This window comes from Providencia rettgeri (assembly GCF_023205015.1).
Taxonomy (GTDB): Bacteria; Pseudomonadota; Gammaproteobacteria; order Enterobacterales; family Enterobacteriaceae; genus Providencia; species Providencia rettgeri_E.
Genome location: NZ_CP096258.1, coordinates 966,062 through 983,505, shown reverse-complemented (window position 1 = coordinate 983,505; position 17,444 = coordinate 966,062). Strand labels below are relative to the sequence as shown.

Sequence of the window (17,444 nt, the reverse complement as noted above, 5' to 3'; positions counted from 1 at the left end):
TAGCTAATATTTAACCAAATTACTGACGAAATAAGAAGAAAATGCAGCTATGTATGCTGCAGTAAACAAGACGCTCTTTAAAAGAGTTTAACACAAGTCTATTGGGTTACACGGAATTATACCATTAGAAAACCATACTTGATTTTCAAAGATGATGAAATAACTCAATTGCTCAATATCATCGTTTTCGACAATATTAAGCTATGCAAAATAGTTTAAATCGCTATTAAAGCCCCACTTAGACTACTCGAAGTATAGATAATATAATTAGGGTTTAAATGTGCTTTTCAAGGGTACCCGAATTAAATTCGCTAAAATGATAATTTAAAGGCTTTAATTGACAAAAAACCCGTAGTAGCACACCACGGGTTTTATTATTTTGCACAGCAAGAAAAAATTAACCTGCTTGAACTTGGTTCATCAGTTCAGTGAAGTTAGTTTCTTTTTCTGTCACTTTAGCAACAGCTAATACTGTTTCAACCGCTTGTTCTTCTAAAGCTAAGTTACGAACACTGTTCATCAGCTCTTCGTTTTTGCTGTAGTATTCGATAACTTCAGATGGATCTTCATACGCAGAAGCCATTTCTTCGATCAGCGCTTTAACACGATCTTCGTCAGCTTTCAGTTCGTTTTTGTTGATCACTTCACCTAACAGTAGACCGATCACTACGCGACGTTTTGCTTGTTCTTCAAACAGTTCACGAGGTAATTCCATCGCTTGTTTTTCGTCACCGCCAAAGCGTTGTGCCGCTTGACGACGCAGAACATCAATTTCGCCATCAACAACTGCTGCTGGTACTTCGATGTCGTTAGCTTTGATTAAGCCATCCAGAACTTGGGCTTTAACACGGTTACGCACTGCATTTTTCAGCTCACGCTCCATGTTTTTACGTACTTCAGCACGCAGGCCATCTAAAGAACCATCAGCGATACCAAAACGCTTGATGAATTCTTCAGTGAACTCAGGCAGTTCACGCTGTTCTACTTTCTTCAGAACGATAGCAAATTTCGCCGCTTTACCTTTCAGGTTTTCAGCATGGTAGTCTTCTGGGAAGTTAACTTCGATATCGAATTCTTCACCCGCTTTATGACCCACAACACCTTCTTCGAAACCTGGGATCATACGACCTTCGCCCATAACGAGTGCGAAATCTTCTGCTTTGCCGCCTTCGAATTCTTCACCATCGATAGAACCGGTAAAGTTGATAGTGATGCGAGAGTCAGACTCTGCTGGCGCTTCAACTTCTTTCCACTGCGCTTGTTGCTTACGCAGAGTTTCTAACATGTTTTCCAGATCTTCGTCTTTTACAGAAACGGCTGGTTTTTCAACTTCGATAGTTTCTAAACCTGCTAATTCGATTTCTGGGTAAACTTCGAATTCAACTGAATACACAAAATCTTTACCATCTTCGAGTTGCTCTGGCTTGTAGCTAGGTGCACCCGCTGGATTGATTTTTTGCTCAATAATTGCGTTGATGAAGTTACGTTGCATTACATCGCCCAGAACGTCTTGCATAACAGACGCACCGTAACGCTGTTTAACGATGTTCATTGGTACTTTTCCTTTACGGAAACCATCAACACGTACTTTTTTAGCAACACTAACTAATTCGCTATTAACTGCTTTTTCAATATCAGTGGCAGGAACGGTGATTGTTACACGACGCCCAAGGCCTTGAGTCGTTTCAACAGAAACTTGCATCTTCTTACCTCAAAATAAATCTTAGTGATCGGTCTACTCCAGAGTTATGCCATTAAATCATAACGGCTGTCTCCCTTCCAGAACCGGGGGCGTTACTTTCGTAACGGTCAATCCCTGATATCAGAAGCGTCCCGAAACCTTACTGAAAATTAGACGCAGCATTATACCGATGCATGCGCCCTGAGTCGAGAAAAGCTGAGAAAAGAAGCGTTTTTTCCTCTTTATTTGTGACTTTTCTGACTAAATTTTTTGTTTTTTCGCCTAAATTGAAGAAAAAACATTCACCAAACCCATTATTAAGCATGGCTGATTATGTAAAGAATCGTCTCAGTGCATTACCTGAAACAACGAATTATCGATTAATACCACCTACACCACGACAAGCCGGCGATTTTAATGCTGTATCAGCAAGCTCATTCCATTCTTGTTGTGTATATGTATGCAAAGCAAGGGCATGGATCCCCCCTGATAATTCGTCCGCTAAAATAGCATAAATTTCACGATGACGGGCAAGCATTCGTTTATTTTCAAATTTATCGCTCACTAAAATAACTTTGAAATGGCTTTCAGACCCGGGTAACACATTGTGTTGATGACTTTCATTAATCACCTCCAAATGTGTCGGTTCAAAAGCAGCTTGTAATTTTTGAATCACAAGAGATTGCATACTTTGAGCTGCATTAGCGCCCATAAAATGCTCCTTAATTAAAAATTATGCTCAGAGGCAATATTGTACGCATTGATTATTGCTATCTTCTATATCCGATAATAACTTGCCAATGTTATGATAGCGGCACGTTGATGCGAATTTTTTCAAAAATTGTTGTCTAACAGTTTAGGATAAATAAGCCGCTAAGCTTTATATTGAACGACGGCTACCCGCACCATAACGAAACATTTTCAATTAGGAAAGATGAACTGGAAAAAATTATGTTAAGAAAACTGTGTTTTCCACTTTTAGGGTTATTTCTTCTTGCTGGTTGTGCAACCAGCAGCAATACATTATCACTAGAGCCTAAGATAACTTTACCGGCAAAAAACCCGACGTTGAATGCGACGTCAATTAGTGTGAGCAGTGTAGATAATCGTACAAATAAATCCTTAGCAGAGGTCAATCGTAATGGTAGTTTAGTGGTACTAAATCCTTCTCGTGATCCTCGCTATCTCATGCAAGAAGCTGTCGAAAAACAAATGGCGGCTCGTGGGTTTATGGTGACATCACCGGCAAATGTAAATCTCGTCGTTCAATTGAATAAACTCGATACCAAAGTAAATGAAGGCAGCCTACGCCATAATATCACTGTAAACTCCAGTGTGAGTATTATTGCAACGGCGCCAAATGGTTCGACAAAAACACGTTCATTTACCCGTAATTTCAATACACAAGAATTATTGGCTGCTAATAATGCCAAGATAGAAACAGCGATCAACAGCGCATTAACTGATTTAATTGCAGATATGGCAGCAGACCAAGAAATCACCGATTTTATCAGACAAAATTCACGCTATTAACTGAGCAATCATTATCATTAAGTATTAAGCTACTTAAGCTCTCATTAAGAGGGCTTGGGTAGCATAGCGCAGCTAATACTTCTGCAGCGCAATGTATTGCGCAATATAACACTGGCTTAGAGGGAATAATGCCTCGTTTTACTCTACCAAATAACATCACTTTAATCCTTTTAGGCTTTGTTTCCGGTCTACCTTTAGCTTTAACTGCAGGTACATTACAAGCTTGGCTAACCGTTGAAAATGTCGATATTAAAACCATTGGTTTCTTTTCATTGGTTGGGCAGGCTTATGTATTGAAATTTCTTTGGTCCCCAATGATGGATCGCTACACTCCACCCTTTCTTGGCCGCCGAAGAGGATGGCTATTAACTACACAAATTCTGTTGATTATCAGTATTGCCGCAATGGGCTTTATGAACCCCTCAGAACATTTGTGGTATCTGGCTGCGCTAGCCGTTACTGTTGCATTTTGTTCAGCCTCACAAGATATTGTTTTTGATGCTTATAAAACTGATTTACTCAGTGCTGAAGAACGCGGAATTGGTGCGGCAACCTCCGTTATGGGGTACCGGATCAGCATGCTCGTTTCTGGTGGGCTTGCACTTTGGCTAGCGGATAAGTTTTTAACGTGGAAACAACTTTATTTAGTTATGGCAGGGTTGATGATTATCGGTGTTATCGCAACATTGCTCGCAAAAGAACCTGAAGAGAGCGGTGCTGCACCAACCTCGCTAAAAAAAGCGATTTACGAGCCACTTGCTGAATTTTTTAGCCGGAACAATGCATGGCTAATCTTACTTCTGTTAGTTTTTTACAAACTCGGTGACGCCTTTGTCATGGCGCTCAACACCAACTTTCTATTAAATGCGCTTGGCTTTAGTTTAAGTGAAGTAGGCACCGTCAATAAAACTGTGGGTATGGCAGCAACTATAGTTGGGGCATTACTTGGTGGTTACCTAATGAAAAATATGAGCTTATTTAAAGCTCTATTTATTTTTGGGCTTCTACAAGGCGGCTCTAATATCGGATATTGGTTCTTAGCGATAACCCCACCTAATATCTTAACCATGGGGTCGATTATATTTCTAGAAAATATCTTCTCTGGAATGGGAACTGCTGCGTTTGTCGCCCTCTTAATGACATTATGTAACAAGTCGTTATCTGCAACACAGTTTGCACTTCTTTCAGCTCTTTCTGCTGTTGGCCGTGTTTACATTGGCCCAGTCGCGAGTATTTTTGTCAGTAACTATGGCTGGCCACTTTTCTACCTTATTTCGATCGCGGTTGCTGTTCCTGGCGTTTTGCTTTTATTAGCTTGCCGAACATCCTTAATTTACACACAAACAACAGGGCTATTTCAACGACGTCAATTGTACACTAGAGGCTATCGTATTGCCGTATATGCACTTATTACTGCCGTAAGCTGCCTTGCTATTTGGCTACTCTCATTACTTGTATTTTCATTTAGTGATATGAGAATTTATTTATTTACGACACAAATTGAATTTTGGCTGAGCTTGCCTCATTACCAAAACCTCATCTTTAATACAGGTATTAGCATTGGTGCTATCAGTTTAGTTATTGGTGGTAGTTTGGATTTCCTCGCCGTCCGTAAAACAGTACAACAATAACCCTTTCTATACATTAACACATTAACTTATTCACCTCGAAATTCCCTAAGTAAAGTTTATTTATTTAGGGAGTTTGATCTTTACTACAAATCAGTTCCAAATAACAAAACAAACTAAAACCATCAAAAAATCGTGATTAAGATCACTTTGTTCGTGTAAAATATTTCTTAATTGCAATTTTCAAGCCTAATATATCACAAGTTACAAATAGGTTAATTAAAGTGTTAACAACTAGCAAACTGCTAAACCTCATTAATTATTAAGCGAAGATAATCTATCTATGAAAAAAATCATTTACATTACCGCCTTAATCTCTCTAGCAGGTACAGCATACTCTGACGATATTATTGGCTATAAAAATGGCTTTGCTGATGTCAATATAAACTATTTAGATTGGTCACATCGCACTGAAACCAAAACAGAAAAAACGACACGTAAAAAAGATTTTGCCTATATTGAACTTGAAGGTGGGGCCAATTTTAATTGGGGTGAGTTATATGGTTTTTTTGATCTCGAAAATCCATTCCACAGCCAACATACCGATTCGGGGCGGAATAAACGTTATACAATTAAAACAACAGGCCGCTTTTACTTAGGTGACACTGGTTTTAACTTATATGGACACGTTTATGGTACTTGGTCATTACCGGGAGCCAAGTATGGTGGTAATTTCCATGATGTGAACACCTTATATGGTATTGGTTATAACACTGCATTCGGTGACTTATGGTTTAAGCCTTTTATTGCTCTTAATTACACCGATCAGACATTCTATTCTGGTAATAATGGATATGTCGCAGGTTGGGTAGCCGGTTATAATTTCAGCGCATTCGAAGAAAATTTCATGATAACAAACTGGCATGAAATGGAGTTTGCTAGGAACAAACGCTATAACGGCGGTAAGAGTAATGGCATAAATGGCGCTCTTGCTTTTTGGTGGAATGCCACAAATCATGTTTCTGCAGGGGTACAATACCGCTATGCAGATAATAAATTAGGGGATACCTTCTATCAGGATGCAATCATTTATACATTAAAGTACACATTTTAATTCGATATAGAAAACTGGATCAAAATTTAACAAATTTCTTTTTTCTATCAGTAAAATAAAATTTTTTTTTATCATTTGGCCGATAAAGCAACTAAAATAGCTTTATCGGCACTAAAAACTGTAATTTCCCTTAGCATATTGCTAATCATTTATATCAGTTTCCCTCTTTTTTTATTTCTTTTGTATATATTTTTCTTTGAAAAATTACCAAGATAATTTAGTATTAATAGAGTTTTATCAACACATACTTATAATTCGCATCAATTTTAACTTTTTGTTTATAAGTTCATTACATGTGATCATATTAACATAAAGAGCTAACAATTCAGTTTCTTTGCCTTACAATCATTTACACTCGCATAACCTTACCGTAAAATGCCCGCACTGATGAAACGACAATTAGAATCTTTGTCATTTGGGGTCGTGGATGAGACTTATGAACTACAAAAAAAGCATCGGAGCAATCTCACTTGTTGTAGCTACCTTACTATTAGGTGGTTGCGATATGGTGTTGATGGATCCAAAAGGCGCCGTTGGCGTTAAACAAAAAGAGCTAATTCTTATTGCAATTGGCTTAATGCTACTTGTTGTTATTCCTGTTATTTTCATGACGATTATCTTCGCAAGAAAATACCGTGAATCCAACACGTCAGCAACCTACCGTCCTAATTGGGCTCACTCAAATAAAATTGAGTTAGTCTGCTGGACTGTTCCTATCATCATTATCATTATTCTGGGTGCAATCACTTGGAAGACGACACATGAGCTGGACCCGTATCAGCCATTAGTAAGTGATCAGGAACCCGTCACGATTGAAGTTATTTCTGCTGACTGGAAATGGATATTTATTTATCCAGAGCAAGGCATTGCAACAGTTAATGAAATCGCATTCCCTACCGGTGTGCCAGTTAACTTCAAAATCACGTCAGATTCGGTGATGAATTCATTCTTCATTCCATCTTTAGGTGGGCAAATCTACGCGATGGCGGGTATGCAAACAAAACTTCACTTAATCGCTAACGAACCAGGCACTTATAAAGGCTTCTCTGCAAGCTATAGTGGCCACGGCTTCTCTGATATGAAGTTCAATGCAATTGCAACTCCTGACCGTCAAGGTTTTGATGAGTGGGTACAAAAGGTGAAAGCTTCTCCTAAAACAATGGACACCATGCAGGCATTTGACGAAGTCGCTAAGCCAAGCATGAACGTTCCTGTTACCTACTTCTCTAGCGTGAAGCCTAAACTTTATGAAGATATCGTTCTGAAGTTTGGTCATGAGCACCATAAAGGTCACGCTCCTGTAGAAAATCAAAGTCATTCAATGACTGACCATAACAATGCTACAGGTAATTCAATGCAAATGAGCCATAGCGCTCATGCAGCTGGCGCTGAGGAATAAGGGCATGTTCGGAAAATTAACACTAGATGCAATTCCGCTCCATGAGCCGATTATCGTTGTCACATTGATTGCTATTGTCCTTGGTGGGCTTGGCCTAGTTGGTGTGATTTCTTACTTTGGTAAATGGAAGTGGTTGTGGAAAGAATGGTTAACCTCTGTTGACCATAAGAAAATTGGTGTCATGTACATCATTGTAGCGATGGTCATGTTATTCCGTGGCTTCGCTGATGCTATCATGATGCGTGGGCAGCAAGTTCTTGCATCTGCTGGCCAAGAGGGCTTCTTAAATCCTCATCACTATGACCAAATCTTTACTGCGCACGGCGTTATCATGATTTTCTTCATGGCAACCCCATTCGTTGTTGGTCTGATGAACTTAGTTGTGCCTCTGCAAATTGGTGCACGTGATGTTGCGTTCCCATTCCTGAACTCATTGAGTTTCTGGTTCTTTGTTGTGGGTGTTGTGTTAATCAACATCTCCCTAGGGGTTGGTGAATTCGCACAGACTGGTTGGTTGGCTTATCCGCCATTATCCGGCTTGGAGTACAACCCTGGGGTCGGGGTCGATTACTGGCTTTGGAGTCTCCAGATATCCGGTATTGGTACACTATTAACAGGGGTTAACTTCATCGCGACTATTATCCGTATGCGTACACCGGGAATGTCGATGATGAAAATGCCTGTATTCAGCTGGGCTGCGTTATGTACTAACGTATTGATTGTTGCTGCTTTCCCTATCTTAACCGTCACATTAACGCTTCTGACGTTAGACCGTTATTTAGGCACCCATTTCTTTACTAATGATATGGGCGGCAACATGATGATGTACATCAACCTGATTTGGGCTTGGGGTCACCCTGAGGTGTATATCCTTGTTCTCCCAGTATTCGGTGTATTCTCTGAAGTTGCAGCGACCTTCTCGAAAAAACGTTTATTCGGTTATACCTCATTAGTTTGGGCTACAATCGTTATTACCGTTATGTCGTTCATCGTTTGGTTGCACCACTTCTTTACGATGGGTTCAGGCGCGAACGTTAACGCCTTCTTTGGTATCGCCACAATGATTATCGCAATCCCTACAGGGGTTAAGATCTTCAACTGGTTGTTTACCATGTACCAAGGCCGTATCGAGTTTAAATCACCTATGCTGTGGACTATCGGTTTCATCATCACCTTCTCTGTTGGTGGTATGACTGGTGTTCTGCTTGCTGTTCCAGGTGCAAACTTCGTTCTGCATAACAGTCTATTCCTGATTGCTCACTTCCATAACGTTATCATTGGTGGTGTTGTATTCGGGTGCTTCGCGGGTATGACTTACTGGTTCCCGAAAGCATATGGCTTCACACTAAATGAGAAATGGGGTGTTCGTGCCTTCTGGTTCTGGATCATCGGTTTCTTCTTAGCCTTTATGCCACTGTATATTCTTGGCTTTATGGGTATGACCCGTCGTTTAAGTCAGAATATTGACCCGACTTACCACACAATGTTAGTGGTTGCTGCAGGCGGTGCTGCGTTAATCGCCATCGGTATTGCATGCCAAGTTATCCAAATCATTGTGAGTATCCGCGACCGTCATGAAAACCGTGATTTAACCGGTGACCCATGGGGTGGACGTACACTTGAGTGGGCAACATCTTCTCCACCACCTTTCTATAACTTTGCGATTGAACCACACGTTCAAACCCGCGATGCATGGTGGGATCTGAAAGAGAAAGGCCTTGCTCATAAGAAACCAACTTCATATGAAGAAATTCATATGCCGAAAAACACAGGCGCAGGCGTTATTATCGCTGCATTTAGCTTGGTTTTAGGTTTCGCAATGATCTGGCACATCTGGTGGCTCGCAATCATTGGTTTCGGTGGAATGATCGTAACTTGGATTGCAAAAAGCTTCGACGAAGATGTTGATTACTACGTACCTGTGGCTGAAATCGAAGAAATCGAGAATAAGCACTTTGAAGAATTGCGTAAGGCAGGTGTGAACGATGTCAACTAATACAATGACTAACCAAAATATCGCCCATGCTGAGCATGGGCACCACGATGCAGGTGGAACAAAAGTATTCGGTTTCTGGCTCTACATCATGAGCGACTTGATTCTGTTTGCTTGTTTGTTCGCCACCTATGTTGTTTTGGCCGATGGAACTGCTGGCGGACCTGCTGGTAAAGATATCTTCAGTCTGAAGTTCGTATTAGGCGAAACCTTCTTACTGTTAGTGAGTAGTATTACTTACGGCTTCGCAATGATAGCGATGCATAAAGGTAAGATAGCTGCTGTTAACTTATGGCTGTTCGCAACGTTTCTGTTAGGTCTAGGCTTCGTCATCATGGAAATCTATGAGTTCCATGAATTGATTGCAGAAGGCTTTGGTCCTGACCGTAGCGGTTTCTTATCTGGTTTCTTCGCACTCGTTGCGACCCACGGTCTACACGTAACTGCGGGCCTGATCTGGATTATTATCATGATGATCCAAGTTACTCGCCGTGGTCTAACTGATGTCAACAAAACACGTTTAAACTGCCTAAGCCTGTTCTGGCACTTCTTAGACGTTGTGTGGATTTGTGTATTTACCGTTGTTTATCTTCTGGGGGCTATTTAAATGAGTCATGCAAAAGATGCTCACACTGGAGCAAGCCACGGTAGCGTAAAAACATACCTGATTGGCTTTATTCTATCAGTTATCCTGACAGTGATCCCTTTCTGGATGGTGATGGAAGGTACGGCGTCAACCTCAGCAATCCTTTGGGTTGTAGTGGGCATGGCCGTTGTGCAAATTCTAGTTCATTTGGTTTGTTTCTTACATATGAATACATCATCAGATGAGCGCTGGAATTTAGTTGCCTTCCTGTTCACGATGCTAATTATTGGTATCGTGGTCATCGGCTCGCTGTGGATTATGTACAACCTGAACATCAATATGATGCTCGACTAAAGAGTTGCCGATATGTTTAAGCAATACCTGCAAGTGACCAAACCAGGAATTATATTCGGAAACTTGATTTCTGTGATCGGTGGTTTTTTATTGGCTTCAAAAGGGTCAATTAATTACCCACTGTTCGTTGCGACTTTACTGGGTGTATCGCTGGTCGTGGCTTCTGGTTGTGTATTTAACAACTACATCGACCGTGATATCGACCGTATCATGGAAAGAACGAAGAATCGCCCTTTAGTTAAAGGGCTGATTGACCCGAAAGTTAGCCTGATTTACGCTGCTGCATTAGGTATTGCTGGTATGGTGCTGCTACTTGTAGCAGCCAATGCGCTGGCAATGCTGCTTGCAGTTATCGGCTTCATTGTTTATGTAGGTATTTATAGCCTATATATGAAGCGTAAATCCGTTTATGGCACGCTGATTGGCAGCCTTTCAGGCGCGGCACCACCGGTTATCGGTTACTGCGCGGTTACAAATGAATTCGATATGGGTGCACTTATCCTATTGTTGATATTCAGTTTGTGGCAGATGCCTCATTCTTATGCCATTGCTATCTTCCGCTTTAAGGATTATAAAGCCGCAAACATTCCAGTGTTACCGGTTATTAAAGGAATTTCAGTCGCGAAGACACATATTTTCCTGTATATCCTAGCGTTTATGGTCGCAACATTGATGTTAGCTATCAGTGGATACGCGGGCTATAAGTACCTCATCGTAGGTGCAGCAGTCAGCTTATGGTGGCTAGGTATGGCAATTTCGGGCTTCAAAACCGAAAATGACGACCGAGTCTGGGCTAGAAAACTGTTCATTTTCTCAATCGTAGCAATTACTTCATTGAGTGTAATGATGTCAGTTGATCCTATCGTTTCAAGCGATACTGTTATAGCTCTCGTCAGATAACTTATCTGTTTACTGATGATAACAATATCTAAACGGCGGGCCTTCCCCGCCGTTTTTTATTTGTCTCTAACTGCTTTTACAACTCACTTTTACTTATTCTGCCTATCCTTATGAATCTATTTTATGGTTAAATAGCCCCTTGCTATTTATAAGCTAGATATAAAATGCACTATTAGAAATGCTAATGGATTGATAGTACAAACATATCACCACAACGTAACACAAATTTATTGTGCTACCAGTATGCGACCTAAGTAGCCAAGAGAGCCAACACCGCTACCGCACGAAATATGAAGAATAAAAATGAATGATAACAAAATGACGTCCGCAGAGCTTAGATCCACTTGGGGGTTAGGCTCAGTTTTTTCCTTGCGAATGCTGGGAATGTTTATGGTATTACCTATTTTGACGAGCTATGGAATGCATTTACAAGGAGCTAGCGAGTTCTTAGTGGGTGTCGCTATTGGTATCTATGGCCTTAGCCAAGCTATTTTCCAAATCCCTTTTGGCTTGATGTCAGACAAAATTGGCAGAAAGCCTTTAATTATTATTGGATTAGTTATTTTTATTATCGGAAGTATCGTTGCAGCATTAAGCGATTCAATTTGGGGAATTATTATTGGGCGTGCTTTACAAGGTGCCGGTGCCATTTCAGCTGCCGTCATGGCACTACTTTCCGACCTAACTCGAGAGCAAAATCGAACTAAAGCCATGGCATTTCTAGGTATTAGTTTCGGTTTAACTTTTGCTATAGCGCTAGTACTGGGTCCAATTCTCACCAACCTGATTGGTTTAAGTGGTCTATTTTGGGGAATAGCACTACTTGCAGTTGGTGCTATTGCAGTGACTGTTTTTGTTGTTCCTAATACTAATACTCATATCTTAAATCGTGAATCTGCATTTGTGCAAAGTAATTTAAAAACCGTTTTAATGCACCCACAGTTACTCAAATTAAATATAGGGATCCTCTGCTTACATACCCTATTGATGTCCAGTTTTGTTGCTTTACCTCTTATCATGACTGACTCTGGCTTTTTAGCGAAAGACCATTGGAAAGCTTATTTGATTACGATGTTAATCGCCTTTGTAACAGTACTTCCTTTTATTATTTATGCGGAAAAACACCGCAAAATGAAACAGGTTTTCTTATTTTGCATTATCGTTTTAGCATTAGCTGAAATTACCTTATGGCTTTCTGGTAGTCACTTATGGGTGATTTTCCTCGGTATTCAACTCTTTTTTATTGCTTTCAATATCATGGAAGCCATTTTACCGTCACTAATCAGTAAAGAGGCACCTGCAGGCTATAAAGGAACAGCCATGGGAGTTTACTCCACCAGCCAGTTTTTAGGTGTTGCCATTGGTGGTATTGTCGGTGGGTGGTTGTACAGTTTTGAAGGGGCTGGTACCGTTTTTATTGGTGGTTTAATTTTAACCGTCATCTGGTTTATCATTAGTCTGACCATGCAGCAGCCTCCTTATGTCAGCAGTATTCGTATTGAATTACCCAACCATATTGGAGATACAAGAGGCCTTGAGAAAAAATTACAAGCTCAAGAAGGGGTGATGGAAGCGCTTGTCGTTGACGAGGAATTTAGTGCTTATGTTAAAGTTGATAGAAAAATCATTAATCGAGAGCAACTTGAAACATTAATAAATCAGTAAAAATTAGCCCGCCATTGCGGGCTTACTTAATAAACAACTAATCGCGGAAGTTGTTAAATTGGAAAGGTTGGCCTAAATTCCCACCGCGCACTAGCGCCATAACCGATTGTAAGTCATCGCGGGCTTTACCCGTCACACGCACTTGGTCGCCTTGAACTTGTGCTTGAACTTTCAGTTTACTGTCTTTAATTAATTTAACGATTTTTTTAGCAATCGCAGCATCAATACCTTGCTTGAACGTAACTTCAACACTATAGGTTTTTCCACTATGAACGATATCTTCAGGCACATTCAATACCGCACCATCAATACCGCGCTTTGCCATTTTTTCTCTTAAAATATCAACTAACTGAAGTACTTGGAAATCAGATTCGCTAGTAATTTTAACGGATTCATTTTTGTCATTTAGCTCAAAACTGGCTTCGACATTTTTAAAATCCCAACGGCTGGTTAACTCACGCTGTGCATTTTCCACCGCATTACGTACTTCATTCATTTCCACTTCAGATACAATGTCAAATGATGGCATAGCCAGAACCTCACTGATAATTTTTAGATTGTGCGCATGATAACGTTTTTACTCATATCACTTCAAGTTATCAGGGCCTATGATGTTTCATTATCTATAACTTAGTATAGTAAAAGGTTATACTGGCAAGAGATCACTTCCGCCTTACCTTATAAGACGTTAAACTCCCATTTTCAAAGGGGAAACAATGAAAATAACTCTGATTGGTTGTGGTGCGATAGGTAAACTGTGGCTTGCTTCTCTTGCAATGCAAGGACATGACGTACAAGGTTGGCTACGTGTTGCACAGTCTGATTTATTCGTCGATGTTAATGAACCCGATGGACGTACTTTCCGAGAGCTCATTCCTTGTAATAATATTAATCACTTGCAAAGTAGCGAGTTAATCATTGTCTGTTTAAAAGCATGGCAAGTTTCTGATGCTTTATTGCCTCTGATTAAAACTATCCCAGAAAATACCCCCATTTTATTACTGCATAATGGCATGGGCACGGTTGAGGAACTGACTCCGTTGCGTCACCCTATTTTAGCTGGTGTGACAACACATGCGGCGTGGCAAGAAAATAACCAAGTCTTTCATGTTGCCAATGGTATCACCCATATTGGCGCGATTAATTCCCAAGCACAGGCTTACTACCCGATTGCGGATATTTTGCACGAAGCCCTCCCTGATGTGGCTTGGCATAATCAAATTCTAACAACCTGTTGGCGTAAATTAATCGCCAACTGTGTCATTAACCCCCTCACCGTCGAGCACGATTGTAAGAATGGTGAATTAATCAAATATTCCGCACAAATATCTCGGATCATTGATGAAATATGCCATGTCATGGCAGCTGAAGGGTTACATACAGATAAAACAGAGCTAACAGAATATATCTATGGCATTATGAATAATACTGCAGATAACTATTCATCCATGTTACAAGATGCCCGTAATAATCGCCGCACTGAAATTGACTACATAACCGGTTTTTTAATTAAACAAGCACGAGCTCATGGGATTAGCACACCTGAAAACGATCGCCTTTACCATTTAGTCAAAAATAGAGAACAACAATATGACGACTTCCGTTCTAATTTGCATCGCTCATGGTAGTGAAGAAATCGAATTTACCGTTACTGCTGATTTATTAGTTAGAGCAGGCATTAATGTGACCTTAGCGAGTGTGACTGAAGATGGCTCTTTAACCATTAGCGCTTCACGTGGATTAAAAATTATTGCCGATATTCCGTTGATAAAAGTCGCGGATGAGCCTTTTGATGCCATTGTACTCCCTGGTGGGATAACTGGAGCGGAAACATTCCGTGATAGCCCTCTGGTTGTTGAAAAAGTTCGCCGTATGCATCTAGATGGTAAAATTGTGGCGGCTATTTGTGCTGCACCAGCGCTTGTGCTTGAATACCACCAATTGTTTCCGCTAGGTAATATGACCTGTTTTCCATCAATGAAAGATAAAATCCCAGCCCATAAATGGGTCGATCGCCGAGTTTATTTTGATGAGCGCGTCAATCTGCTGACTAGCCAAGGCCCTGCCACCTCTTTTGACTTTGCATTAAAATTAATTGAATTATTAGTAGGCAGAGAAACAGCCGCTCAAGTTGCCGCACAGCTCGTTTTACCTAATGGTATTAATGATTATTTGGAAGATTAGTCACAAAAAAATTCCGAATCATGGATTAGAGAAACAACTTAACCGCATGAATAATAAGATTTAAATACCAAAAGCGCCTGTGTTTACAGCACTTTTTTGCTATGATTGCCGCGGGTGCTTGGATCATTTTGGTTCAAGCATTTGTGAGAGCCAAAAAGACGAAAGCCCCGAATTTAGATGTTAATCTTAATCCGAGGCAGTCTCCAACTCACACAATTGGATTCTGTCTCCTTTTCGAAAAGGAGTCAAGAGGAATGGCCAAAATTGCCCTTCTGGGGCTAGTTACCGTGTGCCTTACGGTATTGTGTTTTTCGTTATTGATGCAAGAAAGGCTCTGCTCTTTCAGTATCAGCAGTGGAAGCACACTGGTTCAAGCTACGTTATCCTGCGATAACTAGTCTTGTGGGGGGATTTCCCCCCACATTTCTCTCTGATGATGAGTTGGTGATACAAGCACCCTGTTTTTATTCTCTACTTATTTTTATTCAGTACAGTTTGCCATTTCCATTGCGGTTGCATCAATAATCATATTAATATCAATGATATCAAAATCATTATAACAAACTGAATTTAAATGATTTTATTTTAAAAATGAACAACAAAAAGATTTGTTTAGAGTGAGTTTTTGCTATGATCGCCGCGGGTGCTTGGATCATTTTGGTTCAAGCATTTATGAGAGCCAAAAAGACGAAAGCCCCGAATTTAGATGTTAATCTTAATCCGAGGCTGTCTCAAACACTCAACAATTTGATTCTGTCTCCTTTTCGAAAAGGAGTCAAGAGGAATGGCCAAAATTGCCCTTCTGGGGCTAGTTACCGTGTGCCTTACGGTATTGTGTTTTTCGTTATTGATGCAAGAAAGGCTCTGCTCTTTCAGTATCAGCAGTGGAAGCACACTGGTTCAAGCTACGTTATCCTGCGATAACTAGTCTTGTGGGGGGATTTCCCCCCACATTTCTTTCTGATGATGAGTTGGTGATGCAAGCACCCTGTTTTAAGTTATGGGCGATAAACCTTTATATTTTCATGACCTTGTTCTTTTAGGTATAGCGCTTGCAAACGGCTCATTACCCCACGGTCACAATATAATAAGTAGGTTTTATCTTTCGGCAAATCACCAAATTGCGTGCTCAGCTTATAGAATGGAATATGCTTAATTTCCATTCCATCCACGTTTAATGGTTTATCTTCAAATTCATCAATTGAACGAATATCTAAAATCACTTCATTTTCAATTGAAAGCTCACTCACCATTTCAATTTCGGGGACTTTTTCAAGGCTTTCTTGTGCAATTTGGCGAATATCAATATTTTGCGCTTGTTCAACAACAGACTCTAAAATACTGAAATCAAAATTACCCTCTTCCGCTTCAATTCGTGCTTTCACCGCTTTCACTGTTGGGCTTTTTGATATCACACCACAATATTCAGGCATGGTTTTAGCAAAATCTTCAGTACCAATTTGACGAGCTAGCTTGATAATATGTTCTTTATCATGAGAAATTAGCGGCCTTAATACAAGGGTATCAGACGCATTATCAATTAAGCGCAGGTTTGTTAGAGTCTGGCTTGACACCTGCCCCAGTGCTTCACCCGTAACAATAGCCTGCACGCCATAACGTTCTGCAACTTTAGATGCGGCTCTTACCATCATACGTTTGAGCACGACACCCATTTGCCCATCATCCACTTTTTCTAAAATTTCAGCCACAACTGGCTCAAAGTTTACAGCAATAAAACGGACTTTATGGGAGCTACCAAAACGGTTCCACAGATAATGTGCGATTTGCTTCACACCAATTTCATGTGCAGCGCCGCCTAAATTAAAGAAGCAATAGTGAACACGACAGCCACGGCGCATCAACATATAGCTTGATACACCCGAATCAAAGCCACCGGAAATGAGTGATAACACATCCTCTTGGGTCCCGATAGGGAAACCACCGATGCCTTCAATTCGTGCTTTAACTAAGATGAGTTTATCATCTTCGATTTCTAAGTGGATCGTGGTATCAGGGTCTTTAAGTTTAACTTTTGCAGACGAAATGTGCTGGTTCAGGCCACCACCAATATAGCGTTCAGCATCGATAGATGAAAACTCATGTTTACCGCGACGTTTTACCCGCACACAGAATGTTTTATTTTCTAATGACTCACCATAGGCTTCATGTGTCATTTCATAAATATGATGTAGACTGGTAAATGGTTTTTCTTCCGCTTCGAGAATATGGTGAATACCTGGGATACGCCCTAGCATGTCACAAATTTCGTCGTGTTTTGTTTCCCCCTTCACACGCACTTCAATGTTATCCCAATTACGGACAACCGAAATTTCTTCGCCAAGTGGTTTAAGCACGTTACGGATATTACTGGTCAAAATTTTAATGAAACGTAGCCTAACAGTTTGGCTTTTAATGGTAATTTCTGGGAATAACTTAATGATAAACTTCATAATAGCTGCATGTTCGT

General features: G+C 40.4%; 16 protein-coding genes. 12 read left to right on the top strand and 4 right to left on the bottom strand.

Annotated elements, in window-relative coordinates:
* Positions 1-397 precede the first annotated feature (397 nt).
* Both tig and bolA read right to left on the bottom strand, forming a co-directional pair.
* A complete protein-coding gene (gene tig / locus M0M83_RS04190; protein ID WP_213912935.1) occupies positions 398-1,702 on the bottom strand; it encodes a trigger factor in 1,305 nt (434 codons plus the stop codon).
* 352 nt (positions 1,703-2,054) lie between these two features.
* Positions 2,055-2,393 carry a transcriptional regulator BolA gene (gene bolA / locus M0M83_RS04185; protein WP_125891982.1) on the bottom strand — a complete coding sequence of 113 codons (339 nt, stop codon included), beginning with the start codon at positions 2,391-2,393 and terminating at the stop codon, positions 2,055-2,057.
* Between the two features lie 239 nt (positions 2,394-2,632).
* Between bolA and M0M83_RS04180 the strand changes: the two genes are divergently transcribed.
* The 9 genes from M0M83_RS04180 (at position 2,633) to M0M83_RS04140 (ending at position 12,793) form a co-directional block, all read left to right on the top strand.
* Entirely contained in the window at positions 2,633-3,214 is a 582-nt protein-coding gene (locus M0M83_RS04180; protein ID WP_125891981.1) for a YajG family lipoprotein, read from the top strand.
* 128 nt (positions 3,215-3,342) lie between these two features.
* On the top strand, positions 3,343-4,845 hold the full coding sequence (gene ampG, locus M0M83_RS04175; RefSeq protein WP_125891980.1) for a muropeptide MFS transporter AmpG: 1,503 nt from the start codon (positions 3,343-3,345) through the stop codon (positions 4,843-4,845).
* A gap of 280 nt (positions 4,846-5,125) precedes the next feature.
* Positions 5,126-5,896 carry an outer membrane protein OmpK gene (locus tag M0M83_RS04170; RefSeq protein WP_125891979.1) on the top strand — a complete coding sequence of 257 codons (771 nt, stop codon included), beginning with the start codon at positions 5,126-5,128 and terminating at the stop codon, positions 5,894-5,896.
* Between the two features lie 427 nt (positions 5,897-6,323).
* Positions 6,324-7,295, top strand: a complete 972-nt coding sequence (gene cyoA, locus M0M83_RS04165; protein WP_248467682.1) for a cytochrome o ubiquinol oxidase subunit II — start codon at positions 6,324-6,326, stop codon at positions 7,293-7,295.
* A gap of 4 nt (positions 7,296-7,299) precedes the next feature.
* Positions 7,300-9,291, top strand: a complete 1,992-nt coding sequence (cyoB, locus tag M0M83_RS04160; RefSeq protein WP_036958554.1) for a cytochrome o ubiquinol oxidase subunit I — start codon at positions 7,300-7,302, stop codon at positions 9,289-9,291.
* Entirely contained in the window at positions 9,281-9,895 is a 615-nt protein-coding gene (locus M0M83_RS04155) for a cytochrome o ubiquinol oxidase subunit III (RefSeq protein ID WP_004905456.1), read from the top strand. The genes cyoB and M0M83_RS04155 overlap by 11 nt, the downstream gene beginning before the upstream one ends.
* Positions 9,896-10,228 carry a cytochrome o ubiquinol oxidase subunit IV gene (locus M0M83_RS04150; RefSeq protein WP_125891977.1) on the top strand — a complete coding sequence of 111 codons (333 nt, stop codon included), beginning with the start codon at positions 9,896-9,898 and terminating at the stop codon, positions 10,226-10,228.
* Positions 10,229-10,240: 12 nt separating this feature from the next.
* Complete coding sequence (cyoE, locus tag M0M83_RS04145; protein ID WP_248467680.1) at positions 10,241-11,128, top strand: heme o synthase; 888 nt, start codon at positions 10,241-10,243, stop codon at positions 11,126-11,128.
* A 303-nt stretch (positions 11,129-11,431) separates the two neighbouring features.
* Positions 11,432-12,793, top strand: coding sequence for an MFS transporter (locus tag M0M83_RS04140; RefSeq protein ID WP_213912936.1), 1,362 nt, complete (start codon positions 11,432-11,434; stop codon positions 12,791-12,793).
* A gap of 37 nt (positions 12,794-12,830) precedes the next feature.
* On the opposite strand, the gene M0M83_RS04135 is transcribed toward M0M83_RS04140, so the two are convergent.
* Complete coding sequence (locus M0M83_RS04135) at positions 12,831-13,322, bottom strand: YajQ family cyclic di-GMP-binding protein (protein ID WP_004914551.1); 492 nt, start codon at positions 13,320-13,322, stop codon at positions 12,831-12,833.
* Between the two features lie 187 nt (positions 13,323-13,509).
* Between M0M83_RS04135 and panE the strand changes: the two genes are divergently transcribed.
* The 3 genes from panE (at position 13,510) to M0M83_RS04115 (ending at position 15,905) form a co-directional block, all read left to right on the top strand.
* Entirely contained in the window at positions 13,510-14,421 is a 912-nt protein-coding gene (gene panE, locus M0M83_RS04130; RefSeq protein WP_213912937.1) for a 2-dehydropantoate 2-reductase, read from the top strand.
* A complete protein-coding gene (gene yajL, locus M0M83_RS04125) occupies positions 14,384-14,977 on the top strand; it encodes a protein deglycase YajL (RefSeq protein WP_248467678.1) in 594 nt (197 codons plus the stop codon). Before panE ends, yajL begins: the two co-directional genes overlap by 38 nt.
* 784 nt (positions 14,978-15,761) lie before the next feature.
* Positions 15,762-15,905, top strand: coding sequence for a Hok/Gef family protein (locus M0M83_RS04115; protein WP_004914564.1), 144 nt, complete (start codon positions 15,762-15,764; stop codon positions 15,903-15,905).
* A gap of 70 nt (positions 15,906-15,975) precedes the next feature.
* Here M0M83_RS04115 and thiI read toward each other — a convergent pair whose 3' ends face one another.
* A complete protein-coding gene (gene thiI / locus M0M83_RS04110; protein WP_248467677.1) occupies positions 15,976-17,427 on the bottom strand; it encodes a tRNA uracil 4-sulfurtransferase ThiI in 1,452 nt (483 codons plus the stop codon).
* Between the last annotated feature and the right edge of the window lie 17 nt (positions 17,428-17,444).

Coding starts and splice junctions, on each gene's coding strand:
- M0M83_RS04140 (WP_213912936.1), top strand. CDS start 11,432: ATGAATGATAACAAAATGACGTCCGCAGAGCTTAGATCCACTTGGGGG.
- thiI (WP_248467677.1), bottom strand. CDS start 17,427: ATGAAGTTTATCATTAAGTTATTCCCAGAAATTACCATTAAAAGCCAA.
- M0M83_RS04155 (WP_004905456.1), top strand. CDS start 9,281: ATGTCAACTAATACAATGACTAACCAAAATATCGCCCATGCTGAGCAT.
- bolA (WP_125891982.1), bottom strand. CDS start 2,393: ATGGGCGCTAATGCAGCTCAAAGTATGCAATCTCTTGTGATTCAAAAA.
- M0M83_RS04135 (WP_004914551.1), bottom strand. CDS start 13,322: ATGCCATCATTTGACATTGTATCTGAAGTGGAAATGAATGAAGTACGT.
- M0M83_RS04170 (WP_125891979.1), top strand. CDS start 5,126: ATGAAAAAAATCATTTACATTACCGCCTTAATCTCTCTAGCAGGTACA.
- cyoB (WP_036958554.1), top strand. CDS start 7,300: ATGTTCGGAAAATTAACACTAGATGCAATTCCGCTCCATGAGCCGATT.
- tig (WP_213912935.1), bottom strand. CDS start 1,702: ATGCAAGTTTCTGTTGAAACGACTCAAGGCCTTGGGCGTCGTGTAACA.
- cyoA (WP_248467682.1), top strand. CDS start 6,324: ATGAGACTTATGAACTACAAAAAAAGCATCGGAGCAATCTCACTTGTT.
- cyoE (WP_248467680.1), top strand. CDS start 10,241: ATGTTTAAGCAATACCTGCAAGTGACCAAACCAGGAATTATATTCGGA.
- ampG (WP_125891980.1), top strand. CDS start 3,343: ATGCCTCGTTTTACTCTACCAAATAACATCACTTTAATCCTTTTAGGC.
- panE (WP_213912937.1), top strand. CDS start 13,510: ATGAAAATAACTCTGATTGGTTGTGGTGCGATAGGTAAACTGTGGCTT.
- M0M83_RS04180 (WP_125891981.1), top strand. CDS start 2,633: ATGTTAAGAAAACTGTGTTTTCCACTTTTAGGGTTATTTCTTCTTGCT.
- M0M83_RS04150 (WP_125891977.1), top strand. CDS start 9,896: ATGAGTCATGCAAAAGATGCTCACACTGGAGCAAGCCACGGTAGCGTA.
- M0M83_RS04115 (WP_004914564.1), top strand. CDS start 15,762: ATGGCCAAAATTGCCCTTCTGGGGCTAGTTACCGTGTGCCTTACGGTA.
- yajL (WP_248467678.1), top strand. CDS start 14,384: ATGACGACTTCCGTTCTAATTTGCATCGCTCATGGTAGTGAAGAAATC.